This is a genomic window from Emergencia timonensis, from assembly GCF_900086585.1.
GTDB lineage: Bacteria > Bacillota > Clostridia > Peptostreptococcales > Anaerovoracaceae > Senimuribacter > Senimuribacter timonensis.
This window is the reverse complement of the sequence record NZ_FLKM01000009.1, coordinates 2,253,496-2,279,028: the sequence shown is the minus strand read 5'-3', so window position 1 is coordinate 2,279,028 and position 25,533 is coordinate 2,253,496. Positions and strand designations below refer to the sequence as shown.

Genomic DNA, 25,533 nt, shown 5'->3' with positions numbered 1-25,533 from the left:
GCAAAGCTCCGTATGGAGTCCCAAGGCGAAAAACTGGAACAGGCCCGGGAGAAGCTGGCAAAACAAAAGCCGCCGAAAAAGCCCGGCCCGGTAAAACGCATAGGCCGTGTTGCCAGCGGTTCCGTTCACAGCTTCGTGCATGGCAAGATTTTTGAAGTGGAACAGGAAAATGTCGGCACGGAAGGCGCACACCGTTCTGAGCTTGTGGGAGAAACCGCGCTGCGGCATGGCTCTCGCTTTGTGCGCCGTAAAGTCCGGGAACATCCGGCAAAAGTGGTACGCAAGGCCGAGGCCCGCTATACCAAGTACACGGCGGACTACCATTTTCACACCGCCGCACAGGAGCACCCGGAGCTGACGAAAAATGCCCTTACCCGCTACTGGCAGAAGCGGCAATACCGCAAGCAGGCAAAGGAGGCTGCAAAGCAGAGCGCGGCTGCGGCGGGGAAAACTGCCACAGCCACAGAACGCCTGACCGCCCGGGCAGTGGAATTTGTCAAGAGTCATCCTGCAGGTGCCGTGATTGCGGTGCTCTGTGTGTTACTCCTGTTTGCTATGCAGTCCTGTTCCTCTACCATGCTTATGCTGGGGAACGCTGGGGCCGGTGCATTAGGAGCCAGCACCTATCCTTGCGAGGATCGTGATATGCTGGCCGCCGAAGCCGCCTATTGTGCGCTGGAAGATGATTTACAGCATTATCTGGACACCTATGAAAGCACCCATGACTATGACGAATACCACTTCGATCTGGACGAAATCGAACATGATCCCTATGTGCTGCTTTCTCTTTTGTGTGCGCTCCATGAGGGACAATGGACAATAGGCGAGGTACAGGGAACGCTGCAAATGCTCTTTGACCGCCAGTACATTTTGACCGAGGATGTGGTGGTGGAAACCCGGTATCGCACGGAAACCGACACATGGACGGACGAGGACGGCAACTCCCATACGGACATCTATCAGGTGCCTTACGATTATTACATCTGTACGGTCACGTTGGAAAATTTTGATTTGTCCCATGTACCTGTGTACGTTATGGGCGAGGATCAGCTTTCCCGATATGCCATCTATATGGCAACGCTGGGAAATCGCCCCGATCTGTTCCCGGATTCTCCCTATGTGAACAAGTACATTACCGGGAAACCCGGTGATTACGAAGTGCCCGGAGAATATCTGGACGATGAAACCTTTGCTGCAATGCTTGCCGAAGCGCAGAAATACATCGGCTATCCCTATGTGTGGGGAGGCAGTTCCCCTGCCACTTCCTTTGATTGCTCGGGGTACGTTTCGTGGGTCATCAATCACTCCGGCTGGAATGTGGGCAGGCTGGGCGCCCAGGGGCTCTATAACATCTGTACGCCGACCAGCTCTCCCAAACCCGGTGATCTGGTGTTCTTCAAAGGCACCTATGACACGCCGGGCGTGAGCCATTGCGGGATTTATGTCGGTGACGGAAAAATGCTGCATTGCGGAGATCCCATCGGCTACACAAATTTGAATACAAGCTACTGGCAATCTCATTTTTACGCCTACGGGCGTTTACCGTGACAGGAGGTTTTGAAATGGCAACTACCAAAAGCATGAAAATTCAGGCCGAGATTGATAAGGTCAAGGCCAAAATCAGTGAACAGCAGGCCCGGCTCAAGGAGCTGGAGCAGAAAAAGCTGGAGGCGGAAAACAGCGAGATCGTGGACATTGTGCGCGGCATGAGCATTTCCCTTACGGAGCTCCCGCTGCTGTTTGAGAAACTGAAGGATGGCGGCACTTTGGGACAAAGTGTCCCGAAGTCCGAAGAAGAAAAGAAGGAGGAAAACTGAATATGAAACACTTTCGTATGTTGGCGGCGGGGCTTTGCTCCGCCGTTCTTTTATGCGGCTCTGCGATTCCAGCCTACGCCTATTCGGACAGTGGGAATGAGGAACCGCCTGTTGTGGAAGAAACTCCGGCCCCGGAGCCTGCACCTACCATTACCCCGGGCGAGGGCTTTTCGGAGGATGGAAACCTTGTGACCCGCGATCTGCTCTATGATGCTGCAACCAACAAACAGTTCATCACGGTGGAAACCAGCGGCGGCAACACCTTTTACATTGTCATTGATTATGACAAGCCTGTGGATGAGGACGGCGAACAGTATCACACCTACTTTCTGAACATGGTGGATGAAGCCGATCTGCTGGCGGCACTGGAGGCCGCTGGCGGAGAGCTTCCGGCCTGCTCCTGCACAGAAAAATGTGCGCCCGGAGCCATCCATACGGATTGCGAGGTCTGCGCGGTCAACATGACCGAGTGTGCTGGCACAGCTCCCGAACCCGCCCCGGTGACGGAACCTGTGGAGGAGCCGGAACCCGAGCCCCAGCAGAAAAGTAATACCGGGACGCTTCTGCTGATTTTGGCAGTGGCTGTTCTGGGCGGCGGTGCAGGCTGGTACTTGAAAATCTACCGCCCGAAGCATGAAAAAACTGCTGTACCCGAAGAGGATTACAGTGAGGAACTGGCTGATTATGACGATCCCGAGGACGATGGGCCGCCTTGGGACGAGGACGATACCGAAAGCGAGGATAATGAATGAGATTTACTAACAACCCCTATGAGGGATTTATGAAAGAAAAAAGCTACTTTAAGGGTGTGCCGCCCAGCCTGCCGCCGAAGGGCTCCCGTTGTGACGGCTGCCCTTACTGGCGCGGGATCGGCTGCGTGTTCTGCTACCGGGAGCAGCTCAAACCACCGGGCAACGGGAGGTGATGCTGTGGGCCGAGAACTGACCCGGACGGAAAAAGCGGCAATCCGCAGGCTGGTGTCAAAATGGTGTGCCAACTATGACCGGGACTGCGGCTGCCTGCCGCTGGATTGCGAGTGCTATATGTTTGGGAAATGCTGGACGGGGACTTATTGCCGCTACTTCCGCGAGGCAGTTCTGCCCCTTGATCCGGCGCTGGAGGCTGCGTTGCTGACAGAGGGGCCAAGGCCGGATTTCAAGGCTTGCCCGGTATGTGGCAGAGCCGTGGCTCCTGATGGACGGCAAACCTATTGTTCGGCGGCCTGTGCAAAGGCGGCACACCGCAGACAGCAGCGGGAATATATGCGGAAAAAACGGGGCTGATGTGTTGACAATTAGGCCAGCCTAAACCCGCTTATGACAAGGCTTTTTAAGGCCCTTTTCTGCGGGAGGTGTATGTTTCTATGTCCGGCCCTGTTTCCGTGAGATGCTGTCAACATTTTAGCTGCCGGGGCTTTGGGACAATTTGTCCCAAAGTTCCGGCTTTTGTGGAAGGAGGTACTATGCCGAAATATTATCTGATCAATGAAGAAGCCGCAAAGCGGGCAAAGGATATGAACAGCTTTTCCGACTATCAACCGGGCTCCGCTACGGCGAGCTACCGGGCAATGGTCGATGAAGCGTATGCAGCGGCGGAACGCCAGAAAGCCCGTGTCGATCCCATGTACCACGGTAAGATTGACGCTCTGGTGGATCGCTATGCCCGGAAACTTGCGGAAAATCTGAATGAACGCAATGTGATTGATGCCCGGGCGCCCTCTATTCTGATCTCCGGGGGCGGCAATTTCCCTGTGACAAAAAAGCACAAGCAGAACGCCGCCCGGGATCGCAACTATGGAGAGTATGCGGAGATTTCAAAGCTGCTTGATAAAATCCGCTCTGTTGGAATGGGTGGGATCAGCGCGGATGACGATCTGGCCGTGGAAAAGCTGACAAAAAAGCTGGAGGGGCTGGAGTCCCTGCAGGCCACCATGAAGGCGGTCAATGCGTATTTTCGGAAACACAAAACGCTGGACGGCTGCCCGGAGCTTACGCCGGAGCAGGCCGAAAAGCTCAAAGCAGATATGGCGCAGTCATGGCACTTGGACAAAAGCAAGCCATACCCCGCCTATCTGCTTTCCAACAACAACGCCAACATCCGCCGTGTGCGCCAGCGCATTGAGGAACTGAGCAGCCGCTCCGAGTTTGCAGGCTGGACATTCCCCGGAGGCGAGGCAAAAATCAACGAGGCTGAAAATCGTTTGCAGCTTATTTTTGAGGAAAAGCCCGATGCCAATCAGCGGCAGGAACTGAAAAGCAACGGCTTTAAGTGGGCTCCCAGCCAAGGGGCATGGCAGCGGCAGCTTAACCAGAACGCCATCCGTGCTGCGGCCCGGATAGACTTTCTGCGGCCCGAGGACGGTACAAGCCCCTATCAGCTCCAGCCGTTTGTGAAAAGAGAAAACAAAGAAATGTCTCGATGATGGGAGGTGTACTATGGACAAAAATCAAGGCTACGCCATTTTGAAGGCGGTCATGCTGGAAAATGGACGAGGATTTGCATTGGGCGAACATCCCACCGCGCCATCCCGCTATGTCACATGGGCCTGCTATGATGACAAGGACGGCCAGCGGCAGTATGAATGGGGTCACTATGGAAATGACCGCACCGCGATGGAACAGGATTTCACAGACCGGGTGCAGGACTATCAGCGTATTTATAACGTCGGGATCAGGCAGACCGAGGCTCCCGGCCTTTACAAGTATTATTCGACCCAGCGGCCTGTGGACATCGGGACATTCCCGAAGCCGCCTTATAACAAGCCGGATGAAATCTTCAATTACGATCAGCGCATCCCGGTGGAAAATGGCTCGTTCTTGGCTTGGGGCTATCTTACCTATACCCGCCCGCTAACGGAAAAACAGGCATCCGACTATGAGCTGCGTCCTGCGCCTGATAATCCCGACAGGCCCCGTCCGATTGCCGAGCAGATGAAAAATGCGGCAAAGTTGGCGGAGGCAGATCGCGGCTCGGAGGCTCCGGCTCCCCAACGGAGGCAGCCTGACCGTGGCGATAGATAAGGAGGTGCGTATATGGAAAAGAAACGTGAACAGGAATTGTCTGTACTGGAGGTGCTGCGCCTGCACCGTGAATTTCATTTGCCGCACCCTGTTCCGGCAGACGAACAGGAAAAGCCGCTGGATAAGGTAAAGGAGCCGCCCCGCGCCTGCCGCAGCCGGGAGCGTGAGGAGCGATGACAAAGAAACGCCGCCGTCCGATCCATCTTCATGTGATGGTGTCGGAGGCGGAGCAGGCTCTGATTCAAGAACGTATGGCGGAGGCTGGCATCCGTAATATGGGAGCCTATATGCGGAAAATGGCCCTGAGTGGGTATGTGCTTCATGTTGACCTTTCGCCTGTTCGTGAGCTGGTTTCGCTCCAGCGGCGCTGCTCCAACAATCTGAACCAAGTGGCAATTCAAGCCAACACCTACGGCGCGATTTATCCCGAAGAACTCGCGGCTTTGCAGCGGGACTATGCCGCTTTGTGGGGGCCGCTGTCTGATCTCTTGAAACAGCTCTCCGCGCTGGTAGAGCTCTGACCCATCCGGGGAGTGGTTGATACCGCTCCCCGGCTTTTTCTACTTCGGGACAAAGTGTCCCAAAGTAAAAATACTGTTTGCCGGAAGGAGGGATTTTTACGGCGACCACCTACATCCGCCCTTATAAAACAGCGGCGGGAAAAAGTGCAATTCAAACGATGGAGGATCGTTTCACCTATGGCCTGAACCCGGAAAAGCTGGGAGCCGTATCTTCCTATCTCTGCGATCCGAACACGGCTCCCGCCGAGTTTCTTCTGGTAAAAAGTCAATACCTTGCAGAGACAGGCCGGGCCGTATCTCGCGGGGCCCTGTTCTTTCAGATCCGGCAGGCGTTCCTGCCCGGGGAGGTTACGGCGGAAGAAGCAAACCGTATCGGCTATGAAACGGCGATGCGCTGGACAAAGGGAAAGTATCAGTTCTTCGTCTGTACGCATACCGACAAGGCCCATATCCACAATCACATTTATTTCAATGCGACGGCCTTTGACCGCTCCCGGAAATTTCATAATTTCATTGGTTCGTCCTTTGCCCTGCGGCGGCTCTCTGACCGCGTGTGCATCGAACATGAATTGTCTGTTATCCAAAATCCGTGCCAGCACAGCAAGGGTCGTTTTCTCCACTATGGACAGTGGATCGGGAAAAAGCCGCCCTCTGCCAAGCAGCGGGTGCGGCTGGCTGTTCTCGCCGCTTTGGAGAAAAAGCCCACGGACTTTGCCGACTTTCTTCGTCTTATGGAGGAGTCCGGCTTTGCCGTAAAACAGGGGCGCGGCGGTGTCATCTCATTCCTTGCGCCCGGACAGGAAAAACCGACCCGGCTCCGGGCTTCTACACTGGGAGCCGGATTTGACCCGGAGGACATCAAGACGGTAATTGCTGGGGAACGTCCGCTCCCTGAACTACCAGAGGAGCCCACGGTTCCGCCACGGCGAGTTAATCTTATCATCGACATTCAAGAGCGTATGGCCCAGGGCAAAGGCCCGGCCTATGAACGATGGGCCAAGGTCTACAACCTAAAACAGATGGCTGCCGCGCTCCAGTATTTGCAGGAGCATCATCTGACAGACTATGCGGCGCTGACGGCCCGCACCGAGGCTGCTGTGGATCACTTTCACAAGCTGTCTGACGAGCTCCGCACAACGGAGGAGGCCCTTTCCAAAACCTCGGAGCTGATGGCTGCCACGGTGGACTATGCCAAGACCCGCCCGGTGTTCGATGGGTACAAGGCTGTGCGGTACAGTAAAAAGTATCTGGCCCAGCATGAAGCAGAGCTTGCCACTTACCGGGCGGCAAAGGATACCATGAACACCATACTGAACGGCGCAAAGCTCCCTAAGATTGAAGCACTAAAAAAATCCCGCCGTGAGCTGGCGGGACAAAAGAAAGAGCTTTATGCAGAATACCGGGATGCCCAGCGGCAAATGCGGGAGGCCGTGGCAATAAAAGCGAACATTGATCATCTGCTCGGCATAACGGACGAGCGTGAGAATAAGGCACAGGAACGATAGTGACGGGCCGCAGACTACGGTGCAGCGCACCGGGACTTTGGGACAATTTGTCCCGAAGTACAGCGGGTTTGGGGAGCTCCCCAACAAGCATTTTTGCGGGCCCTGTGCCCTGCAAAAATTTCGGAGTGTGGCCACACCCGAATTGCTTGCCAAAACGCGCAACCCGCAACATGGCGCAAAAAAACGGAGGTTACGCTTTCTTTTACGTTTCCTCCGTTTCTTTCGATGCTTTCATCGCTTGGATTGTAGCTTCAACGATTTTCAATTCTCTTTCGTCCAAGGCGTTCAACATGGCATCAATCCGCTTTCTGCACTCGCTCCCGCTATTTTGGGACGGGTAAAAGTATTGATCCACCGATATATCAAACATTGTGACCATCTGATAAAAGGTGTTGAAGCTTGGATGCTGACCATCATTTTCATTATACATAATGGTACGCGGAGCGCGGTCAACAATATAGGCCAGTTGCTCCTGTGTCATGCCGCTGGCTTCTCTTGCCCGCTTGATGGCGAGCCCTATATCGTGAAAATCAAAGCGTCTTTCATCTCGTTCTATCTTCATAACATCACCTGATATGATTTTACATTTCATGTGATATTATTTGAACGACTTTGTATTTCATATTACTGACTATTTAATTTCACTTTAACGATTGGCGACCCTACCTTGACTGCCATCAAAATATAAAGTATTATATGCTTAGCCTTGGCTAACCCAGAAAGGAGGGCGCACGATGACAAATCAATATATGACGAAGCTGTACCACGATCTGCTCTCCAACTCTCCGCAGACAGTGACAATAGATATTCCGGCTGATATGGGAACGGGCCAGATTTCGCAGGTTGTTACAAAGCAAGGAGCGGTTGTATCTGACTGGAAAATGAATTATTTTTCAGATATGAATGTGCAAGGGGTAAGCTGCGAAGATTATATTCAACTTCTATTTTGCTTCAATGATGGCGTATCGTGGAATATTGCAGATGCGCGTCAAAGTGTCAGCATACAGAAGGGCGAATCCTGTATTTATCGAGGACATGGTAAGATGGAATACCTGTGTTATTCCGGAAAGACAGATTTCCTTTTCAAAAATATAAAAATTCCCATGCCCTATTTCCACAAAATTTTGAGTGACTACTTTGAAGATAGTGAGATAGATGCTTATGAGAAAAAGTTATTGACTGGCATTTCAAAAGTGAGTATCACCCCGTATATGGAACATATTTTTGCGGAGGTAAAAGATTTTACGCAATACCGGGGCGGTTTAGGGTATTTATTTCTGGAAAGTAAGGTCTTTGAATTGCTGTCCGTGTATTTGAGTGAAGTATTGGAACTCAGTATTCTTTCATCGAGCTATATCAGCATTTCTAAAAGTGACAGGGATTCAATTACCGAGGCAAAGCGAATCATCGACAGCCAGCTTGCTTTTGCGCCGAGTTGTGAGGAACTGGCAAAAAAGGTTAATATTAGTGTTTCCAAGCTGACAAAGGGATTTAATTCTTTATTTGGGACATCGGTTCACGCATACATCATAGATCAAAGACTGGAAAAGGCAGCAGGGCTACTTTTGGAAAGCGACTTGAACGTAAGCCAGATTGCAACGCTGGTTGGATATTCAAAACCAAGCAACTTTGCGGCTGCGTTCAAAAAGAAATATGGAGTAATACCCAAGAACTATAAAGATGAAAATACGATTGGCTAAACCTAAAAAAATACCGATTTTGGGTAGAATGAAATCGGGTTTGGGTTGGATGTAACAACGGGAATTGGTACAATTTGCGATGTGGTTAGAGAACATTAACCGCATCGCATTTTCATTTTCTCAGAGATAAGGAGGATACTGGTATGAGTTCCCAGAAAAAAAGTTCCCGGCTTGAGGGAAAAGATTTAATTACTATCGGCATCTACACCGTCATCTATGTCGTGATTGTTATGCTGGTGGCGATGCTTGGCTTTATCCCCATTTTTATTCCGCTGATGGCGGTGCTGTGCCCTTTGATTGGTGGCATCCCCTATATGCTGTATGTTACAAAGGCTAAAAAATTCGGGATGACTGCAATCATGGGTTTCCTGATTGGCCTAATCATGGTGTTCTTCGGCAACGGCTATCTTACTATGGTAACTGGTCTCGTTGGCGGCCTGTTGGCCGACGTGATCCTGAAAAAGGCGGACTACAAAAGTGCAAAGAGCACAGTTCTTTCCTGCGGCGTGTTCAGCATCTGGGTGTTTGGCAACTTTGCTCCCATTTTCCTGAACCGTGAAAGCTATATGGTAATGTTGACTGAAGGATACGGCGCTGAATATGCAGCTACCCTTAATACATATATGCCTATGTGGATTGCGCCTATTCTGCTGGTTGCCTGCTTTGTGTTTGGCCTTGTCGGAGGTGTGATTGGGAAAGCCATTTGCAAAAAGCACTTCCAGCGTGCCGGTATTGCATAATGGCGCGGGAAATTCTGCTCAGCAAAAAAACAGAACAAGGGTTACGGCTCGATCCGCGTACAAAACTGTTGCTCATCTTCATCATAAGCATTTTTGTCATGGGTGGAACAGGCGGAGAAGCTATGGGGCTGATCCGCCTTGTTCTTTGTACGGTTCCGGCTATATTGCTGCTTACCTCGAAACAATGTGCAAAAGCTGTGGGCTATATTGCTGTGTTTTCTGCTTTTTATGCTGTTCAAATTTATGTTTTGCCGCACCTTACGGGAATATTGAATTTCCTCGTTCTGTTTACAACAGGATTCTTCTGCCGAATCCTTCCCAGTGTTGCGATTGCTGCCTATGCAGTGAAAACAACAACGGTCAGTGAATTGATTTCCGGCATGGAAAGAATCCATATGCCTAAAGAAGTGACGATCCCCTTAACGGTCATGTTCCGCTTCTTTCCAACTGTCTTTCAGGAGTCAGAAGCAATCAGTGATGCTATGAAAATGCGTGGGATTAAACTTGGAGGGAAAAAATCTTCAAAAATATTGGAGTATAAGCTGATCCCGATGATTACCTGCTCCGTGAAAATCGGTGAGGAACTTTCCGCTGCGGCAATTACCCGTGGCCTCGGCGCTCCTGTCAAACGCACAAACATTTGCCAGCTTAAATTCAATTTTGCCGATGTGGTGCTGATCTTGTTTTGTTGCTTTGTAGTGTTTTGGGCGATTGCTTCCCCGATAATTTCCGCAGGAGGGATTTTGCCATGATAGATTTTCAAAATGTTTCTTTTTCTTATGGTGAAGAATCCAGCGGCGGAGGGATTAGAAATGTCAATCTCACCATAAACACAGGGGAATTTGTTTTACTCACGGGAGAATCCGGCTGTGGGAAAACAACGATTACCCGTTTGGTAAACGGGCTGGTGCCTCATTATTACGAGGGCAATTTAGAGGGCGATGTCCTTCTGGACGGAAAAAGCGTATCAGATACGCCGCTTTATGACTTGGCTGCTATGGTGGGATCTGTATTCCAGAATCCCAAAAGTCAGTTTTTCAACGTGGATACGGATAGTGAATTAGCCTTTGCCTGTGAAAATTTAGGCTATCCTCAGGAGGATATCCTGAAAAGGATTGACCGGACAGTTTCCGATTATCATATTGAAGATTTGATGGGGCGAAGCGTGTTTGCTCTGTCCGGAGGCGAAAAGCAAAAAATAGCCTGTGCTTCATCAAGTGTATTGCTGCCGGGAATTATGGTCCTGGACGAACCATCTTCTAATTTGGATATGGCTGCTATTGATGACCTGCGGCAGGTCCTGAGCCTCTGGAAAAAGCAGGGCAAAACAATTCTGGTCGCAGAACACCGCCTTTACTACCTTCACGATCTTGCAGATCGTGTGCTGTATGTAAAAGATGGGGAGATTGAACGGGAATACACGCCTGCTGAATTTGACAGCTTATCGGATGGCACTCGAAAAGAAATGGGGCTGCGGCCGTTTTCTCTCTCGAAGTTGAAGCCTGCGAATCAGTATCAGGCGCATACAGCTAAACAGATGGAATTTCAAAATTTCTGCTTTGCGTATAAAAAGCGGGAACCGGAAAGCCTCCATATTCCGAGTGCAGAACTGCCTGTTGGAGAAACGATTGCCATTATCGGTCTGAATGGCGCTGGAAAATCTACTCTGGCCCGCTGTATTTGCGGACTGGAAAAGAAGTGTGGCCTTTTGCAGGTTGACGGGAAAACCCTTGATTGGAAAGCCCGGCTCAAACATTGCTACATGGTAATGCAGGATACCAGCCATCAGCTATTTACCGAAAGCGTGACGGATGAAGTGCTTCTGAGCATGGACAACAAGGATGAAACTGTTGTGGATAAAATCCTTAAACAGTTTGATCTGCTGGAATATAAAGACAGGCACCCGCTTTCTCTTTCCGGCGGGCAAAAACAGCGGGTAGCGATCGCGTCTGCCATTGTGAGTAACCGGGAGATCATTGTGTTTGACGAACCAACCAGCGGGCTTGATCTCAAACATATGCGGGAAGTTGCGCGTAGTTTGAAGTCACTCGCGGATCAGGGCAAAACGCTTCTTGTTATTACGCATGATCCGGAGTTGGTGATGGCGGGATGTTCGTATGTAGTCCATATGGAAAAAGGGCAAATAAAAGAAAGCTATCCATTGGACGAATCCGGCAGTAAAAAGGTTTTGGATTTTTTCCGAATCCGCCAGTGAATTTTAGAAATTATGAATGTCAGGGCCGCCTTGACTGGACAGAAAGATAATGATAAGAGGCCGCTTTACTTTGGCGGCCTCTTGTTTTTGAAGCACAGACAGTACGGCCAATATAAGGAGGGCTTATGTTCAAAAAAATCTTTGAGTACGCAGGGCCATATAAGAAAAATATGTATGTGGCCACGGTCGTTGTACTGGTCAGCGTTCTTATGGGCGTCCTGCCTTTTGTGCTGGCCTATCAGGTCATTTCACCATTGGTTATGGGCGATTCTGTTGAGACAGAATTTGTTTTATTGCGTGTTATAGGGGTTTTGATCTGTCTTGTTTTGCAGGCGGTTTTATATGGATGGGGATTATCAATTTCTCATAAAGCAGCATATAACACATTGTTCCGGCTGCGGGTATCTCTGCAAGAGAAGTTTGAGAAACTTCCCCTTGGCATTGTGGAGGAAAAAGGGACAGGGACAATCAAAAAGCTGTTTGTCGATGATGTGGACAGCTTGGAATTGCTCCTTGCTCATTCAGTCCCGGAGGGTATCGCAAATTTGCTGATCCCGCTGGTGATTTATGTTGCTATGTTTTGTGCGGACTGGAAACTGGCTCTTATGTCTTTGGCCTCTATCCCGATCAGCCTGCTCTCCATGGTCATTATGTACTCTGTTGGAATGAAGCGCATGGGTCCCTACTATCAGTCTGCACAGAAAATGAACAACACGATCATTGAGTACATCAATGGTATGGAGGTTGTCAAGGTTTTCAACCGGGAGAGTGAATCTTACGAGAACTTCCGCAAGGATGTAACGGACTATCGGGATTATACCTTGGCATGGTATAAGGCCGCCTGGCCCTGGATGGCGATATACGGAAGTCTGCTGCCCTGCACTGTTATTCTGACTTTGCCTCTTGGGGCATGGTTTGTTCTCTGTGGCATAAGCACTTTACCTGATTTGATTTTAGTCCTCTGCCTTTCCCTCAGCATTGGGATTCCTCTCCTGAAAGCACTGGGCTTTATGGAGACGATTCCGAATCTGAATTATAAGATCACGGCACTTGAACAGATGTTAAATGCGGCACCGCTGCAAGCTGCTGAGGATGATTTCCACGGACAGGATTTTAACATTTCTTACGATCATGTTTCCTTTGCGTATCAGACGACACAGCCTGGCCCAGATGGGAAACCGATAATAGCGGAAAACGAAGTCCTCCACGATATTACCCTTGTGGCAAAAGCAGGACAAAAAACTGCCCTGGTTGGTGAATCCGGTTCTGGCAAGAGCACCCTTGCAAAACTGTTGATCCACTACTATGACCCGCAGAAAGGGAGCATTTCCATCGGCGGGCAGAAACTTTGTGATATGAGCCTGGAGGCATTGAACAGCCGCATTTCCTATGTGGCTCAGGATCAGTACCTGTTTAACACCTCCCTGCTGGAAAATATCCGTCTTGGACGTTTGGATGCTACCGATGAGGAAGTAATGGAGGCGGCGAAGAAAGCCCAGTGTATGGAGTTTCTGGAAAAGCTGCCGCAAGGTATTCACTCCATGGCGGGCGATGCGGGGAAAATGCTTTCCGGGGGGCAGCGCCAGCGAATTTCCCTGGCGCGGGCAATATTGAAGGATGCCCCGATTGTAGTGCTTGACGAGGCCACGGCCTATGCTGATCCAGAAAATGAGGAAAAAATGGAGGCTGCTATTGCGGAGCTGGTGAAGGGAAAAACCTTGGTAGTTATCGCTCACAAACTTCCCGCTATAATGAACGCAGATCAAATATGCGTTATGGATCACGGAAAGATGGTGGCAACCGGAAAACATCAGGAGCTGATTCAAGCTTGCCCAGAATACCAAAAGTTGTGGAAAGCGGCTCAGGACAGCGCCGAGTGGAAAGTATCTACTGCAAAGGAGGGAAGATAAATGTTTGCATTGATTTCAAGAATCCTGAACCTCTCCGGGAGGTATAAAAGCCGTATTCAGGCTGCATTTCTATGTGCATTTGTCGAGTCCATTCTCTCCAAAATGCCGATCTTCATGGCGTTTATTGTCTTGGCCGGGTTTGCTGATAATACGCTGACTGGAAAGACCTGTCTGTTTGTCGGACTTGGATTATTAGCTGTTGTAGTGGTTCAGACAGTGGTTCACTATTTGAGCGACCGTCTGCAAAGTGCCGCTGGATTTATGATCTTTGCTGATAAACGGATGGAGTTGGGAAATCATTTAAGAAAAATGCCGATGGGTTACTTTACATCGGGGAATATTGGCAAAATCAGCTCTGTTCTCAGTACGGATATGGTATTCATTGAGGAAGTTTCTATGAGTACCATTGGCAACATGATGAGCTATATGCTGTCTACTTTGGTTTTAGCTGTTTTTATGTTCGTACTGGATTGGAGACTTGGGCTGATTGCGGTAATCATTACCTTGCTGGCATCACTGGTTGCAAAATATATGAATAAGGTTTCCTTCAAGGAGGCTGTCGGGCGTCAAAACCAAAGCGAGAATTTGACGGATGCGGTCTTGTCTTTTGCTGAAGGAATTGGGGTTATCAAAAGTTACAATCTGCTCGGAGAAAAATCTGACGAATTAACGGAAAACTTCAAAAAATCAAGGGATGTCAATACGAAGTTTGAGCAGAAAATGACACCGTGGACCACTGGCTTAAACATTCTCTATGGCGTGGGTATTGCCGCTATCTTCGGTTTATCCGTTTTTTTACATCAGGAAGGCGTACTCTCCCTGGCTTATCTTTTGGGCGTGCTGCTGTTTGTCTTTGATCTCTTTGGACCTCTGAAAGCTCTTTATGGAGAAGCAACCCGACTGACCGTGATGAATGCTGCCCTTGATCGTATTGAAGCGGTATTGGATGAACCGGAACTTTCCGACAACGGCAAGCAGCATATTCCGGCTCAGGCACAGCCGGGACAGCCGGAAGTCCTGTTCAACGATGTTACATTTGCTTATCAGGATAAAGAGGTTCTGCATCATATCAGTTTTGCCATGAAGAAAAATTCTATGACAGCGCTGGTTGGACCGTCCGGTAGCGGTAAGTCCACCATTGCAAACTTGCTGGCGCGACTTTGGGATGTAAAATCCGGCAATGTGACGATAAGGGGCGTGGATATTCGCAATGTACCTCTGTCGGAATTGATGGATCAGATCAGCATGGTATTCCAGCGCGTGTATCTGTTTCAGGACACCATTTACAACAATATCATCATGGGAAAGCCGGATGCCACGGAAGAAGAAGTCTATGAGGCTGCCAGAAAAGCCCGCTGCTATGATTTCATTATGGCTTTGCCCGACGGATTCCAAACGGTGGTTGGTGAGGGCGGTGCAACACTTTCCGGCGGTGAAAAACAGCGTATTTCGATTGCCCGCTGTATTCTGAAAGACGCGCCTATTGTCATTTTGGATGAAGCTACCGCAAGTGTAGATACGGACAATGAAAGCTATATTCAGGAGGCTATTTCCGAATTGGTGAAGGGAAAGACCCTGCTTGTAATCGCTCACCGCCTAAATACCATCCAGAACGCCGATCAGATTTTAGTTATAGACAACGGCCAGATTGCACAGCAAGGAACCCATGAGGAACTTTTGAAACAGCCTGGTATCTATCAGGATTTTGTCAATATCCGAAAGAGTGCGGCTGGCTGGAGTCTTGCTTAATGACGAAAGGAGCTGCCTATGAAACTTCATACTGCCGGAGAGGATTATTTGGAGGCCGTGCTTATACTTCAAAAGAAGCTCGGTATGGTGCGTTCCGTGGATGTTGCCCGGTATATGGAGGTTTCAAAACCCAGCGTATGTTACGCAGTAGGAACTTTACGGGAGGGCGGCTTTCTGACAACAGACGAAAAACATTATCTACACCTGACCGAACGTGGTCTGGATGTGGCTGAAAAAATCTACGAACGCCATTGCTTTTTAACAAAGCACCTCATATCCATAGGTGTTGATCCTGAAACGGCGGAGGCTGATGCCTGCCGGATTGAACATGATATTAGCGCAGAAACCTATGAACGGCTGAAAGAATTAGTCACGAAAGAATAATTACATAGCGTATAAACCTGCCCCGACTACGGGGAAAGAAAAAAACCGTTGGTTGGGGCAGGTGATTTTGTGCGCTTATTTTAAGTTATTACCTTAACGGCGGTTTTGAAAAATCAGAGCCGCCGTTTCTTTGCGTCTACACAAACCAATGACGACTTGCAGGGACACGGTAGCCGATTGGAGGTTATTTTGCCGTGTCCATTTTAGTATTTCATTGTTCGCGTGATCTGCACCAGCTAAAAAAAGCGTAGCCCCTCCATCGGAGCAGTCCGGCTTTGAATATGAAATTAAACAGTACATAACCGATAATATATTTTCATGCGCTTGTGCGGCCTTGTGTCGCGCAGGCGCATTTTGCTTTCCAGACTTCGAGACAAAGTGTCCCGAGGTGCGGTGCCGTTCTCCGCCGTTACTCCATTTCGTTTCCGACCAACCCCGAACAAACTGAAATGGAGGATTTTACGATGACTACTATCAATTTGAAAGATTTTTATTATTGGTACACGCAGGATCAGCTTATCGAAGTTTCTGACGAGGTGGCCGAGGTATTCAAGGCCGATGCCCGCTATGAAATGGCCTACCAGCGGCGGCTTTCCCGGCACAAGGCACAGTATTCTCTGGACTGCGATGACGGGATTGAATATTCCGCTTGCCTGCATGAGCCGACCCCGCAGGAGCTCCTTGAACGAATGGAAAACTTTCTTCGTCTGTGGAACGCTCTCAATTCTCTGCCGGAGATCCAAGGCCGCAGAATTGACGCACATATCATTCTTGGCAAGTCGATTAAGGAAATTGCCGAGGCCGAGGGCGTACATGAGGAGTCTATTCGCCAGTCGATCAAGCGTGGCCTTGAACGCATGAAAAAAATTTTTTGATTTTTTCTTCTTAACCCACTTGGAATTGATGAAAAAATGTCTCGGTTTATGAGAGGAGGTTTTCTTCTTCACGCAAGGGAATAACGGCAACCCTGAGTAAGTACGGGGAGCCAAACGGTGGGTGCGCGGTGACATTTCCCAAAAGAGATTGAGCGAACAACACCAACACTGTAAATGGGCCCGGCCATCCCAAGGCCATGATCCGGCGCTGAACAGGTTGGCTGCCTGTTCCTCCGGGCTTGTCGCTTTACTTGCGTTGAGAGCGCCGCACAGAAAATAACGATTGTCTTTGGACAGGCCAAGTAAATATGTACGGCGCTCTCTAATATTCAAAAACTATAATAAACCTCGAGACAAAGTGTCCCAAGGTGGAGTAAGGCAACAGGCCAGCATCCCGGTGGTGCTGGTCTGTTGCGTTTCCCCACCAAACGGCGGGAGGCGTTCTATCAATCTGCGAAGGAGGTTTACCGTGAAATTAACTACACAGGAACTTGAACAAATGAGAAGCGTTGACATTGGCGCGGTGGCTGCCGAGTCCCTGCCTGATGTGAGCGGTATGACCTTTGACAATGCGCTTTCCCGAAAGGAGCGCATCTCTCGATTTTTGCAGACTGTCAAAAATCCATACTGCTTTTGCATCGGTGGCGTTGGCGTGAAAATTGAATTTGCTGAAAGCGGGCCATCTCTCCAAGATAAGCTGACAGATTTCCTGCTGCGGCAAAGAAGCGGGCTGTAACTTCGGCTACAGCTCGTTTTGCTTCTTCGAGACAAAGTGTCCCGAAGTGGAGGCATCCTTGTTGTCCTCCCCGGACAGAGTTATAATATAAGTGTAATGTGATAGGGAAGGAGGAACAATGGCACGAGCAAAAAACAGAGGGTATCAGCAGAGTTTCTCTCCCTCTTACACAATCCGCCGCTGGCGGCTGGGCATCTATATCCGGCTTTCAAAGGAAGATTTGAAAAAAGGAAAAGACGATAGCAACAGCGTAAAGAACCAGCGTGACCTACTGAACGATTTTTACCGACGCAACATTGACGAGTTTGAAAGCATCACGGAATATGTGGATGATGGTCATACTGGAACGGACGCCAACCGTGAAGATTTTCAACGGCTCTTGGCGGATGTCATGAGTGGTAAAATCAACTGCGTTATAGTAAAAGACCTGTCCCGCTTCGCACGAAATTATAGCGATGCCGGAAGTTTGATCGATAACCTGTTTGTTCAAATGGGTGTTCGCTTTATCAGCCTTGCTGAGAATGTGGACAGCTACAAGAACCCCGACAGCGTTTCAAATATCATCGTTCCCATTACAAACGTGATGAACGATAATTACTGCTATCAGACTTCCAAAAAGATCCGGCAGGTATTTGATTACAAGCGGCGCAATGGCCAGTATATCGGAGCATTTGCTCCTTACGGCTATGTAAAGCACCCAAAGGACAAGCACAGACTGATTGTTGATCCCGATGCTGCTGAAAATGTCAAACTCATTTTCACAATGCTTATTCAAGGGTCATCAAAACGTGCTATCGCGTTGTACCTGAACGAACACGGCGTACCGAGCCCCTCGGCTTATAAGGTACAAAAGGGCTTGCCTGTTTCGACAAGAGGGTATGACGATCCTATGTGGGGAGCCCGCATGATCCACTCCATTCTTACTAATCCGACCTACACCGGGGATTTAGCCCAAGGTCGGAGCCGGGTGAAAAGCTACAAGGTACACCAGATTGAAGCCGTTCCCCGTGAGGAATGGGTGGAAGTGGCTGGAACGCATGAGGCCATTATCGACTATGAAACTTTCGATAAGGTACAGGCTCTCTTACAGCGTGATACCCGTACTTCCCCGAAAGGCCGTGAGGTACATTTATTCAGCGGTTTTCTGAAATGTGCCGATTGCGGGCGGGCCATTACCCGATGCGTTGGCAAGAACAACAATGTATATTATTCTTGCTCAACCTACAAAAACCGTTCCCGGACAGCCTGCACCATGCACTCAATCAAGCATGAACGGCTGGAGGCTGCTGTTTTGTTCGCTGTACAGCATCAGGTACATTTGGCTGTTTCCTACTCGGAAATCGTCACGCAGATCAATTCCGCTCCAATCAAAAAAAGCCAGTCTTACCGACTGGACGATCTGATAGCTGCAAAAGAGCGGGAACTGACAAAGATAACACGCTACAAGCAATCTCTTTATCAGGACTGGAAAGACGGTGAAATCACCCAGCAGGAATACCGGGATATGAAGGCTGACTATGAACGGCAGACTTCTGATATTTCCGCGGTGCTTACCCGGCTGAACGCTGAACGCGCAGAACTGGCAAACGGTGTAGACAACGAGCATCCCGCACTGGTAGCCTTTATGAAGTATCAAAACATCGAAGCCCTCAACCGTGAAATTTTGGTTGAGCTTGTGGACTATATCAGGGTCTATGAAAACGGCAATATCAGCGTGAAATTCAAATTTGCTGACGAGCTCCACAAGATTGCAGAGTACATTGAAATTAACACTACGGAAGATACCGCAGTAGCGGGCTAACCCCCGCTACGAACCCCTTTGACAGTGTGTTTTCCTAATAGGCGCTAATCATAGGACGGCGTGCGGAAACAGGATGCGTAACGGAACAGGCTCAAACAGGCAAATCTGCGTAACACCCCCTTTGCAGGGACAGGCCGGTTACGCATAGGGCAGCGGGCGGAGACAGGATGCGTAACGGAACAGGTCAAAACAGGCGAAACTGCGTAACGCCCCCTTTGCAGGGACAGGCCGGTTACGCATAGGGCAGCGGGCGGAGACAGGATGCGTAACTGAACAGGACAAAACAGGCGAAACTGCGTAACACACCCTTTGCAGGGAGAGGCCGGTTACGCATAGGACGGCGTGCGGAAACAGGATGCGTAGTAAAAACGGACAAAACAGGCGAAACTGCGTAACGCCCCCTTTGCAGGGACAGGCCGGTTACGCATAGGGCGGCGTGCGGAGACAGGATGCGTAGCAAAAAAGGTCAAAACAGCCAAATCTGCGTAACACACCCTTTGCAGGGACAGGCCGGTTACGCATAGGACGGCGTGCGGAAACAGGATGCGTAGTAAAAACGGACAAAATAGGCGAAACTGCGTAACGCCCCCCCCCTTTGACCCCCGGAGCCCCCCCTTTGCATGCACGAAAAAAAGAACAAGAAAAATCGGGAAGCTGTGTTGACTTATTGCTTTAATATGTTACTATGGTAAAGTACGAAAGGAGTTCGAGCAAGAATATGAGAATCAACAGTAAATTAATGAAAAGTGATGAAAGAGCCACCTTTGAGCTTCGGGCGCTGTACCAGCAATACGGCTACACCCAGTTCAAGATGGGCAAGTTCGAGGAATACGAGCTTTACGTCAGAAACAAAGATTTTATCGCATCTGACAGCATCATCACATTTAACGACGCCGGAGGAAAACTGATGGCGCTGAAACCGGATCTAACCCTCTCTATCGTAAAGAACTATCATCATGTCCCGGGATATGTTGAGAAAATTTACTACAGTGAGAATATTTATCGTGCATCAAAGAGTGTCCATTCGTACAAAGAGATCCTGCAGACGGGACTCGAGTGCATGGGCGACATCGACCTCTACCATATTTGCGAAGTCACGTTACTGGCAGCTAAGAGCCTTGCCACTATCAGCAGCGACTACGTGCTGGAAATTTCCCATATGGGACTGATCAAAGCGCTGCTTCATCCACTGGAAGACGAAATCAAAGAGAAGATTGTAAAGTGCATCGGCGAAAAGAACCTTCATGAAATTCATGAAATCTGCCATGCCCATACAATCGACCATCATATAGAACGATCCTTAGAAGTATTGGTATCTACATACGGAAATTATCGAAAAGTCATCAGCGAGCTGAAAAAGCTGAACCTGACAAATGGTGCGAAAGAGGCTCTCGACGAGCTTGACACCATCTGCAGTGTCCTGGCAGCCAACAAGCTTGCGAGGAACATCAACATCGACTTTTCCATCGTCAACGACATGACCTACTACAGCGGCGTGCTGTACAAAGGCTTCGTCAACGGCATTCCGACCAGCATTCTTTCAGGCGGTCAATACGACAAACTGATGGAACGCATGGGAAAGAAGGCAGGCGCCTTGGGCTTTGCCGTATACCTCGATTCTTTGGACCGTCTCGAACCATACGAGAAAATGTATGACTTCGATGTGGTCTTTCTTTATGATGAGGATTCTGACATCAGTCAGGTGCTCAGAGAAGCAAAGGCCATCAGAGACAGCGGCAGTACCGTTTTGGTGGAAAAAGAGATTCCAGGCAAACTGACCTACAGAAGCCTGATGAAGATAGAAAACGGGGAGGTACGGATCCTTGAACGAAATGATTAATGTGGCGCTGCCGAAAGGCAGGCTGGGAAAGAAAGTTTACGACATGTTCGAAAGAGCAGGCTATGAATGCCCTTCTATCAAAGAGGACAACAGGAAGCTGATCTTTGAGAACGAAGAAGCGGGCGTCAGATACTTCTGGGTGAAGCCTTCTGACGTGACCATCTATGTGGAGCGGGGCGCTGCGGATATTGGCATCGCAGGCAAAGACATCCTTCTGGAATACGAACCGGATGTATATGAGCTTTTGGATCTGCACCTGGGCAAGTGCCGCATGGCGGTCGCGGCAAAGGGAGACTTCCGCGATCATACGGAACGCACCCTCAGAGTCGCCACCAAGTTTCCAAATATCACAAGAGACTTTTATGAGAAGGAGAGCCGAGACATCGACATCATCAAGCTGAATGGCTCCATCGAAATCGCGCCGATTCTGGGACTCTCCGACGTCATCGTGGACATCGTGGAGACCGGCAAAACCCTGAAAGAGAATAATCTGGAGGTGATCGACACCATCGTGCCCATCAGCGCCAGACTGATTGCAAATAAAGCCAGTTTCAAGTTCAAGACCAGGGCCGTCGAAAAGATCAGAGACGGCCTTGCAGCACAGATTTAATAATGAGGTAATAGACAATGAGTAAGTTTTTAAATGAAAGATATAGAAAATTAGAGAGTTATACGCCGGGCGAACAGCCAAAGGACACGGTGCTGACCAAGCTGAATACCAACGAGTCGCCTTATCCGCCGGGACCGAAAGTCTTAGAGGCGATCAACAGCAGAGAGGCTGCAAATCTGAGACTGTATTCCGATCCGGAATGCGCGGGTCTCAAAGAGACGCTGGCGAAGCAGTATGGCATGACGAAGAACAACATCTACGTGTCAAACGGTTCCGACGACATCCTGAATTTTGCCTTCATGGCCTTTGCGGGCGGCAGGACGGAGGTTCTGTTTCCGGAAATATCCTACGGGTTTTATCAGGTGTTCGCAGACCTTTACAATCTGAAGTATACGAAAGTGCCCCTCAAAGAGGATTTTTCCATCGATCCAAAGGATTACGTCTGCCAGAACAAGATGATCGTCATTGCCAATCCCAACGCGCCGACGGGCAAAGCTTTATCTCTCTACGAGATTGAGGAAATCGTCAGAACCAATCCGGAGAACGTGGTCCTCATCGACGAGGCCTATGTGGACTTCGGCGCGGAGAGCGCGGTAGAGCTGGTGCACAAATACGACAACCTGCTGGTGGTGCAGACCTTCTCCAAGTCCAGGAGCATGGCAGGGGCGCGTCTCGGCTTTGCCATCGCATCGGAAGGCCTGATCGCAGACCTGGAGAAGATCAAATTCTCCACCAATCCGTACAATGTCAATCGTCTGACCTGCGCGGCGGGCATTGCCGCCATCGAGGAGAACGACTATTACAGAGAGAACTGCAGGAAGATCGTTGAGACGCGGAGCTATACTGCGGAGAAGCTGGTGGAGCTGGGATTCAAGGTGGTTCCGTCAAAAGCCAACTTCCTATTCACGAAATGCGAGAAAATGGATGGGGGCGAGCTCTATCAAAAACTCCGCGAGAAGGGGATTTTGATCCGCCACTTTGACTCGGAAAAGATCAGCCAGTACAACAGAATTACCATCGGCACCAGGGAGGAGATGGACCTGCTCCTGGGCGCTATAGAAGAGGTGATCGGATGAGAATGAGTGAAATCAAGAGAAAGACGGCGGAGACGGATATCAGTCTCAAGGTAGATCTGGACGGCAGTGGAAAAAGCGAGATTGACACCGGATGCGGCTTTATGGACCACATGCTGACCCTCTTTGCAAGGCACGGGCGGTTTGATCTTGCGGTGACCTGCAAGGGGGATGTAAAGGTGGATTATCATCACAGTGTGGAAGATCTGGGCATCGTCCTCGGGAGCGCTTTTGCGGAAAGCCTGGGGGATATGAGGGGCATCGAACGCTATGCCGACATCATCCTTCCCATGGACGAAACTCTGATGCTGTGCGCAGTGGATATCTCCGGCAGGGATTATCTGGGATTTGACGTTTCCATACCCGCGGCAAAGGTGGGGGATTTCGATACGGAGCTGGTCAAAGAGTTCTTCCTGGGCTTCGTGAGAAAAGCGGCAGTGACCCTCCATTTCAAAGAATTGGCCGGGGAGAATACCCATCACATCATAGAAGCCATGTTCAAGGCTTTTGGCAGGACCATGGCGAAAGCAGTGAAAATCAACGAAGAATACGAGGGAGAAATCCCTTCGACGAAAGGTGTTTTGTAATGATTGCAATTGTAGATTACGGCGTAGGCAATATCTTTTCTCTATACAGCTCTTTTAAGAGCATCGGCGCCGAGGTCGTGCTTACTGGTGACGCGGACGAAATCAGGGCAGCGGACAAAATCATCCTGCCTGGCGTGGGCGCTTTTGGCGATGCGGCAGAAAAACTGAGAGACAGCGGCCTGGCGGAGGTGATCACAGCCCAGGCGGCATCGGGAAAGCCTCTCCTTGGCATCTGCCTGGGCATGCAGCTTCTATTCGAAAAGAGCTACGAGTACGGAGAACACGACGGGCTGGGGCTGATCAAAGGCGATATCGTCACCATGGAAGGCGTGGTGCCCTCTGATTACAAGGTGCCTCACATCGGCTGGAATTCTCTGCGGTTTCCGAAGGGGAAAGAAAAGAGCCCGCTGTTTAAGTATATTGAAGAGGGCGATTTTGTCTATTTTGTCCACACTTATTTTGGTACGAACTGTGAGGATTCTGTCATCGCGACGACAGAGTACGGCGCGGAGCTGACGGCGGCAGTGGCTCGGGACAACGTCTACGGCGTCCAGTTCCACCCGGAGAAGAGCGGAGATGTGGGCATGAAAATATTGAAAGGATTTATTACATTATGAAGATTTTTCCGGCAATCGACCTGCGGGACGGCAAGGTCGTGAGATTGCTAAAAGGGGATTACGATAAAATGACCGTCTATGGAGAGGACCCTCTGGCGGCGGCGAAGAAGTTTGCGGCGGCGGGGGCGGAGTTTCTGCACGTCGTGGATCTGGACGGCGCGAAAGACGGCGAAACGCCGAACTTTGAGACCGTAAAACGCCTGGCGCAGGAGAGCGGCCTCAAAGTGGAAATCGGCGGCGGCATCCGGGATGAGGAAACAATCAAAAAATATCTCGATGTGGGGGTATACCGAGTCATTCTCGGCACCATCGCGGTGAAAGATCCGGAATTTACGTCTCGCGTGATTAGTAAATACGGCAGCCGGATCGCCGTTGGCGTGGACATATCCGGCAGAAACGTGGCGATTCACGGCTGGACGGAAGTCTCGGAGATTTCTGTAGACGAAATCTTTGCTAAATTGTGCCAGGACGGCGTCAGCTGTATCATCTGCACGGACATTTCGAAGGACGGCGCCATGGAGGGAACCAACAGGCAGCTTTATCAGGAACTGTCTGAGAAATATCCTGTGGAGATCGTAGCCTCAGGCGGCGTATCTTCCATGGGCGACGTATTGGCGCTGAGAGAGATGAGCGTTTACGGAGCCATCATCGGCAAAGCCCTTTACACCGGAGACATCGACCTGGCGGAGGCCATCGTACAATCAAAGGAGGCGGACAAATGATTACCAAGAGAATCATCCCTTGCCTGGATGTGAAAAATGGCAGAGTGGTGAAAGGCGTCAAGTTTGAAGGCCTTTCTGACGTTTCTTCACCGGTAGAGCTGGGCAAATACTATAGCGAGAACGGCGCAGACGAGCTGGTGTTTTACGATATTACCGCATCTTTTGAGGAACGGCAGCTCTTTACGGATATTCTGAAGGAAGTGGCATCTACGATCTTTATTCCGCTGACCGTTGGGGGCGGGATTAATACGATAGAAGATTTTGACAGAGTGCTCAAATGCGGGGCAGATAAGGTTTCGGTCAACTCCGGAGCCATCAGAAATCCTGCACTGATCGGCGAGGCGGCGAAGAAATACGGCGATCAGTGCGTCGTGCTTTCCGTGGACGTCAAGAGAGTGGACGGAGCCTATCACGTCTTTGCCAAAGGTGGCAGGGAAGATACGGGGCTTGATGCCATAGAATGGATCAAAAGAGGAGAGGCTGCTGGCGCAGGGGAAATCGTCGTCAACAGCATCGACACAGACGGCGTCAAAGAGGGGTTTGACATAGAAATGCTGAAAGCTGTCAATGAAGCGGTGTCGGTGCCGGTCATCGCCTCCGGCGGGGCAGGGTGCATCCAGGATTTCATCGACTTGTTCAGAGAAATCCCCGACATCGACGCGGGCCTTGCCGCATCGATTTTCCACTTTGGAGAAGTTTCGATTGACGAATTGAAGGCGGCGCTGGCGGCAGAGGGCATTCACGTGCGCAGATAATGGAGTTGCCCTGTGAGCAGAGCGAGCAGCAAGGCAGACCTTATGCTGGCGTTCCCCGGCATTAGCCGGTCTGGAACGCGTCGTATAATGGAGTTGCCCTGAGCTTCCATGGCTGCCGCTCCATCCCCCAATCTGCCATAAAATCAAAAAAAACGACCTTTTTTGGCGGATTTTTATTGATTTGGTGGGGGTATGCTGCGCAGTGATGAGCAAACAGAGGGGGCGTAGAGACGATTTGATGAAAAAGCAAACCTATATTTATCTTTTCTGTTATTTTTTGGATTTCAGACGGCAGGATATGACGCACAGGCGACAGCATTGCTGCGTATAGCTGGTCAAATCCGCCAGAAACGCAA

28 protein-coding genes are annotated in these 25,533 nt (G+C 50.0%); 27 read left to right on the top strand and 1 reads right to left on the bottom strand.

Annotated elements, in window-relative coordinates; genetic code table 11:
• Positions 1-156 precede the first annotated feature (156 nt).
• The 10 genes from BN6539_RS21640 (at position 157) to BN6539_RS21605 (ending at position 6,863) form a co-directional block, all read left to right on the top strand.
• Entirely contained in the window at positions 157-1,548 is a 1,392-nt protein-coding gene (locus BN6539_RS21640; RefSeq protein ID WP_330385120.1) for a C40 family peptidase, read from the top strand.
• A 14-nt stretch (positions 1,549-1,562) separates the two neighbouring features.
• Entirely contained in the window at positions 1,563-1,817 is a 255-nt protein-coding gene (locus BN6539_RS21635) for a DUF4315 family protein (protein WP_014080213.1), read from the top strand.
• Positions 1,818-1,819: 2 nt separating this feature from the next.
• Positions 1,820-2,569: a DUF4366 domain-containing protein gene (locus BN6539_RS21630; protein ID WP_067543252.1), complete on the top strand. Its 750-nt coding sequence runs from the start codon at positions 1,820-1,822 to the stop codon at positions 2,567-2,569.
• A complete protein-coding gene (locus BN6539_RS22680; protein ID WP_014080211.1) occupies positions 2,566-2,742 on the top strand; it encodes a hypothetical protein in 177 nt (58 codons plus the stop codon). The genes BN6539_RS21630 and BN6539_RS22680 overlap by 4 nt, the downstream gene beginning before the upstream one ends.
• Positions 2,743-2,746: 4 nt before the next feature.
• Positions 2,747-3,100, top strand: coding sequence for a cysteine-rich VLP domain-containing protein (locus BN6539_RS21625; RefSeq protein ID WP_067543249.1), 354 nt, complete (start codon positions 2,747-2,749; stop codon positions 3,098-3,100).
• A gap of 179 nt (positions 3,101-3,279) precedes the next feature.
• Positions 3,280-4,239, top strand: a complete 960-nt coding sequence (locus BN6539_RS21620; RefSeq protein ID WP_067543247.1) for a hypothetical protein — start codon at positions 3,280-3,282, stop codon at positions 4,237-4,239.
• Between the two features lie 13 nt (positions 4,240-4,252).
• Positions 4,253-4,837 carry a defense against restriction DarA-related protein gene (locus BN6539_RS21615; protein ID WP_003020359.1) on the top strand — a complete coding sequence of 195 codons (585 nt, stop codon included), beginning with the start codon at positions 4,253-4,255 and terminating at the stop codon, positions 4,835-4,837.
• A 12-nt stretch (positions 4,838-4,849) separates the two neighbouring features.
• Complete coding sequence (locus tag BN6539_RS22675) at positions 4,850-5,014, top strand: hypothetical protein (RefSeq protein ID WP_014080207.1); 165 nt, start codon at positions 4,850-4,852, stop codon at positions 5,012-5,014.
• Positions 5,011-5,358: a plasmid mobilization protein gene (locus tag BN6539_RS21610; protein ID WP_003020363.1), complete on the top strand. Its 348-nt coding sequence runs from the start codon at positions 5,011-5,013 to the stop codon at positions 5,356-5,358. The genes BN6539_RS22675 and BN6539_RS21610 overlap by 4 nt, the downstream gene beginning before the upstream one ends.
• A gap of 158 nt (positions 5,359-5,516) precedes the next feature.
• Positions 5,517-6,863 (top strand): relaxase/mobilization nuclease domain-containing protein, encoded by a 1,347-nt coding sequence (locus BN6539_RS21605; RefSeq protein WP_187375564.1) that lies wholly within the window; start codon positions 5,517-5,519, stop codon positions 6,861-6,863.
• 202 nt (positions 6,864-7,065) lie between these two features.
• Here the strand turns inward: BN6539_RS21605 and BN6539_RS21600 are convergent, their stop codons facing one another.
• Positions 7,066-7,425, bottom strand: a complete 360-nt coding sequence (locus BN6539_RS21600) for a helix-turn-helix domain-containing protein (RefSeq protein WP_054754179.1) — start codon at positions 7,423-7,425, stop codon at positions 7,066-7,068.
• Positions 7,426-7,657: 232 nt separating this feature from the next.
• Between BN6539_RS21600 and BN6539_RS21595 the strand changes: the two genes are divergently transcribed.
• The 17 genes from BN6539_RS21595 (at position 7,658) to hisF (ending at position 25,177) form a co-directional block, all read left to right on the top strand.
• Complete coding sequence (locus BN6539_RS21595; RefSeq protein WP_330385119.1) at positions 7,658-8,563, top strand: AraC family transcriptional regulator; 906 nt, start codon at positions 7,658-7,660, stop codon at positions 8,561-8,563.
• Positions 8,564-8,706: 143 nt separating this feature from the next.
• Positions 8,707-9,303, top strand: coding sequence for an MptD family putative ECF transporter S component (locus BN6539_RS21590; protein WP_005601664.1), 597 nt, complete (start codon positions 8,707-8,709; stop codon positions 9,301-9,303).
• The gene (locus tag BN6539_RS21585) at positions 9,303-10,055 is read left to right on the top strand and encodes an energy-coupling factor transporter transmembrane component T (RefSeq protein ID WP_006428309.1); all 753 of its coding nucleotides are present in this window, start codon (positions 9,303-9,305) and stop codon (positions 10,053-10,055) included. Before BN6539_RS21590 ends, BN6539_RS21585 begins: the two co-directional genes overlap by 1 nt.
• Complete coding sequence (locus tag BN6539_RS21580; RefSeq protein WP_005601656.1) at positions 10,052-11,518, top strand: ABC transporter ATP-binding protein; 1,467 nt, start codon at positions 10,052-10,054, stop codon at positions 11,516-11,518. Before BN6539_RS21585 ends, BN6539_RS21580 begins: the two co-directional genes overlap by 4 nt.
• Before the next feature lie 125 nt (positions 11,519-11,643).
• A complete protein-coding gene (locus tag BN6539_RS21575; RefSeq protein ID WP_009249997.1) occupies positions 11,644-13,428 on the top strand; it encodes an ABC transporter ATP-binding protein in 1,785 nt (594 codons plus the stop codon).
• A complete protein-coding gene (locus tag BN6539_RS21570; RefSeq protein WP_067543237.1) occupies positions 13,429-15,177 on the top strand; it encodes an ABC transporter ATP-binding protein in 1,749 nt (582 codons plus the stop codon).
• Positions 15,178-15,195: 18 nt separating this feature from the next.
• Positions 15,196-15,561, top strand: a complete 366-nt coding sequence (locus BN6539_RS21565) for a metal-dependent transcriptional regulator (protein ID WP_005601651.1) — start codon at positions 15,196-15,198, stop codon at positions 15,559-15,561.
• 464 nt (positions 15,562-16,025) lie between these two features.
• A complete protein-coding gene (locus BN6539_RS21560; RefSeq protein ID WP_044964933.1) occupies positions 16,026-16,436 on the top strand; it encodes a sigma-70 family RNA polymerase sigma factor in 411 nt (136 codons plus the stop codon).
• 469 nt (positions 16,437-16,905) lie between these two features.
• Positions 16,906-17,172, top strand: coding sequence for a DUF6870 family protein (locus BN6539_RS21555; RefSeq protein WP_007884026.1), 267 nt, complete (start codon positions 16,906-16,908; stop codon positions 17,170-17,172).
• Positions 17,173-17,290: 118 nt separating this feature from the next.
• Positions 17,291-18,973, top strand: coding sequence for a recombinase family protein (locus tag BN6539_RS21550; protein ID WP_067543234.1), 1,683 nt, complete (start codon positions 17,291-17,293; stop codon positions 18,971-18,973).
• 739 nt (positions 18,974-19,712) lie between these two features.
• Entirely contained in the window at positions 19,713-20,813 is a 1,101-nt protein-coding gene (locus tag BN6539_RS21545) for an ATP phosphoribosyltransferase regulatory subunit (protein WP_207645120.1), read from the top strand.
• Positions 20,806-21,423 carry an ATP phosphoribosyltransferase gene (gene hisG / locus BN6539_RS21540; protein ID WP_067543665.1) on the top strand — a complete coding sequence of 206 codons (618 nt, stop codon included), beginning with the start codon at positions 20,806-20,808 and terminating at the stop codon, positions 21,421-21,423. The genes BN6539_RS21545 and hisG overlap by 8 nt, the downstream gene beginning before the upstream one ends.
• A 17-nt stretch (positions 21,424-21,440) precedes the next feature.
• The gene (gene hisC, locus BN6539_RS21535; RefSeq protein WP_067543226.1) at positions 21,441-22,499 is read left to right on the top strand and encodes a histidinol-phosphate transaminase; all 1,059 of its coding nucleotides are present in this window, start codon (positions 21,441-21,443) and stop codon (positions 22,497-22,499) included.
• Positions 22,496-23,083 (top strand): imidazoleglycerol-phosphate dehydratase HisB, encoded by a 588-nt coding sequence (hisB, locus tag BN6539_RS21530; RefSeq protein ID WP_067543223.1) that lies wholly within the window; start codon positions 22,496-22,498, stop codon positions 23,081-23,083. The genes hisC and hisB overlap by 4 nt, the downstream gene beginning before the upstream one ends.
• Complete coding sequence (gene hisH / locus BN6539_RS21525; RefSeq protein ID WP_067543220.1) at positions 23,083-23,700, top strand: imidazole glycerol phosphate synthase subunit HisH; 618 nt, start codon at positions 23,083-23,085, stop codon at positions 23,698-23,700. The genes hisB and hisH overlap by 1 nt, the downstream gene beginning before the upstream one ends.
• Entirely contained in the window at positions 23,697-24,422 is a 726-nt protein-coding gene (hisA, locus tag BN6539_RS21520; protein ID WP_067543217.1) for a 1-(5-phosphoribosyl)-5-[(5-phosphoribosylamino)methylideneamino]imidazole-4-carboxamide isomerase, read from the top strand. Before hisH ends, hisA begins: the two co-directional genes overlap by 4 nt.
• Positions 24,419-25,177 (top strand): imidazole glycerol phosphate synthase subunit HisF, encoded by a 759-nt coding sequence (gene hisF / locus BN6539_RS21515; protein WP_067543214.1) that lies wholly within the window; start codon positions 24,419-24,421, stop codon positions 25,175-25,177. The genes hisA and hisF overlap by 4 nt, the downstream gene beginning before the upstream one ends.
• Positions 25,178-25,533: the final 356 nt, after the last annotated feature.

Excerpts from the sequence above, each read along its gene's own strand:
- BN6539_RS21635 (WP_014080213.1), top strand. The coding sequence starts at position 1,563 with ATGGCAACTACCAAAAGCATGAAAATTCAGGCCGAGATTGATAAGGTC.
- BN6539_RS21630 (WP_067543252.1), top strand. The coding sequence starts at position 1,820 with ATGAAACACTTTCGTATGTTGGCGGCGGGGCTTTGCTCCGCCGTTCTT.
- BN6539_RS22680 (WP_014080211.1), top strand. The coding sequence starts at position 2,566 with ATGAGATTTACTAACAACCCCTATGAGGGATTTATGAAAGAAAAAAGC.
- BN6539_RS21620 (WP_067543247.1), top strand. The coding sequence starts at position 3,280 with ATGCCGAAATATTATCTGATCAATGAAGAAGCCGCAAAGCGGGCAAAG.
- BN6539_RS21615 (WP_003020359.1), top strand. The coding sequence starts at position 4,253 with ATGGACAAAAATCAAGGCTACGCCATTTTGAAGGCGGTCATGCTGGAA.
- BN6539_RS22675 (WP_014080207.1), top strand. The coding sequence starts at position 4,850 with ATGGAAAAGAAACGTGAACAGGAATTGTCTGTACTGGAGGTGCTGCGC.
- BN6539_RS21610 (WP_003020363.1), top strand. The coding sequence starts at position 5,011 with ATGACAAAGAAACGCCGCCGTCCGATCCATCTTCATGTGATGGTGTCG.
- BN6539_RS21605 (WP_187375564.1), top strand. The coding sequence starts at position 5,517 with ATGGAGGATCGTTTCACCTATGGCCTGAACCCGGAAAAGCTGGGAGCC.
- BN6539_RS21600 (WP_054754179.1), bottom strand. The coding sequence starts at position 7,425 with ATGAAGATAGAACGAGATGAAAGACGCTTTGATTTTCACGATATAGGG.
- BN6539_RS21590 (WP_005601664.1), top strand. The coding sequence starts at position 8,707 with ATGAGTTCCCAGAAAAAAAGTTCCCGGCTTGAGGGAAAAGATTTAATT.
- BN6539_RS21585 (WP_006428309.1), top strand. The coding sequence starts at position 9,303 with ATGGCGCGGGAAATTCTGCTCAGCAAAAAAACAGAACAAGGGTTACGG.
- BN6539_RS21580 (WP_005601656.1), top strand. The coding sequence starts at position 10,052 with ATGATAGATTTTCAAAATGTTTCTTTTTCTTATGGTGAAGAATCCAGC.
- BN6539_RS21575 (WP_009249997.1), top strand. The coding sequence starts at position 11,644 with ATGTTCAAAAAAATCTTTGAGTACGCAGGGCCATATAAGAAAAATATG.
- BN6539_RS21570 (WP_067543237.1), top strand. The coding sequence starts at position 13,429 with ATGTTTGCATTGATTTCAAGAATCCTGAACCTCTCCGGGAGGTATAAA.
- BN6539_RS21565 (WP_005601651.1), top strand. The coding sequence starts at position 15,196 with ATGAAACTTCATACTGCCGGAGAGGATTATTTGGAGGCCGTGCTTATA.
- BN6539_RS21560 (WP_044964933.1), top strand. The coding sequence starts at position 16,026 with ATGACTACTATCAATTTGAAAGATTTTTATTATTGGTACACGCAGGAT.
- BN6539_RS21550 (WP_067543234.1), top strand. The coding sequence starts at position 17,291 with ATGGCACGAGCAAAAAACAGAGGGTATCAGCAGAGTTTCTCTCCCTCT.
- BN6539_RS21545 (WP_207645120.1), top strand. The coding sequence starts at position 19,713 with ATGAAAAGTGATGAAAGAGCCACCTTTGAGCTTCGGGCGCTGTACCAG.
- hisG (WP_067543665.1), top strand. The coding sequence starts at position 20,806 with ATGATTAATGTGGCGCTGCCGAAAGGCAGGCTGGGAAAGAAAGTTTAC.
- hisC (WP_067543226.1), top strand. The coding sequence starts at position 21,441 with ATGAGTAAGTTTTTAAATGAAAGATATAGAAAATTAGAGAGTTATACG.
- hisB (WP_067543223.1), top strand. The coding sequence starts at position 22,496 with ATGAGAATGAGTGAAATCAAGAGAAAGACGGCGGAGACGGATATCAGT.
- hisH (WP_067543220.1), top strand. The coding sequence starts at position 23,083 with ATGATTGCAATTGTAGATTACGGCGTAGGCAATATCTTTTCTCTATAC.
- hisA (WP_067543217.1), top strand. The coding sequence starts at position 23,697 with ATGAAGATTTTTCCGGCAATCGACCTGCGGGACGGCAAGGTCGTGAGA.
- hisF (WP_067543214.1), top strand. The coding sequence starts at position 24,419 with ATGATTACCAAGAGAATCATCCCTTGCCTGGATGTGAAAAATGGCAGA.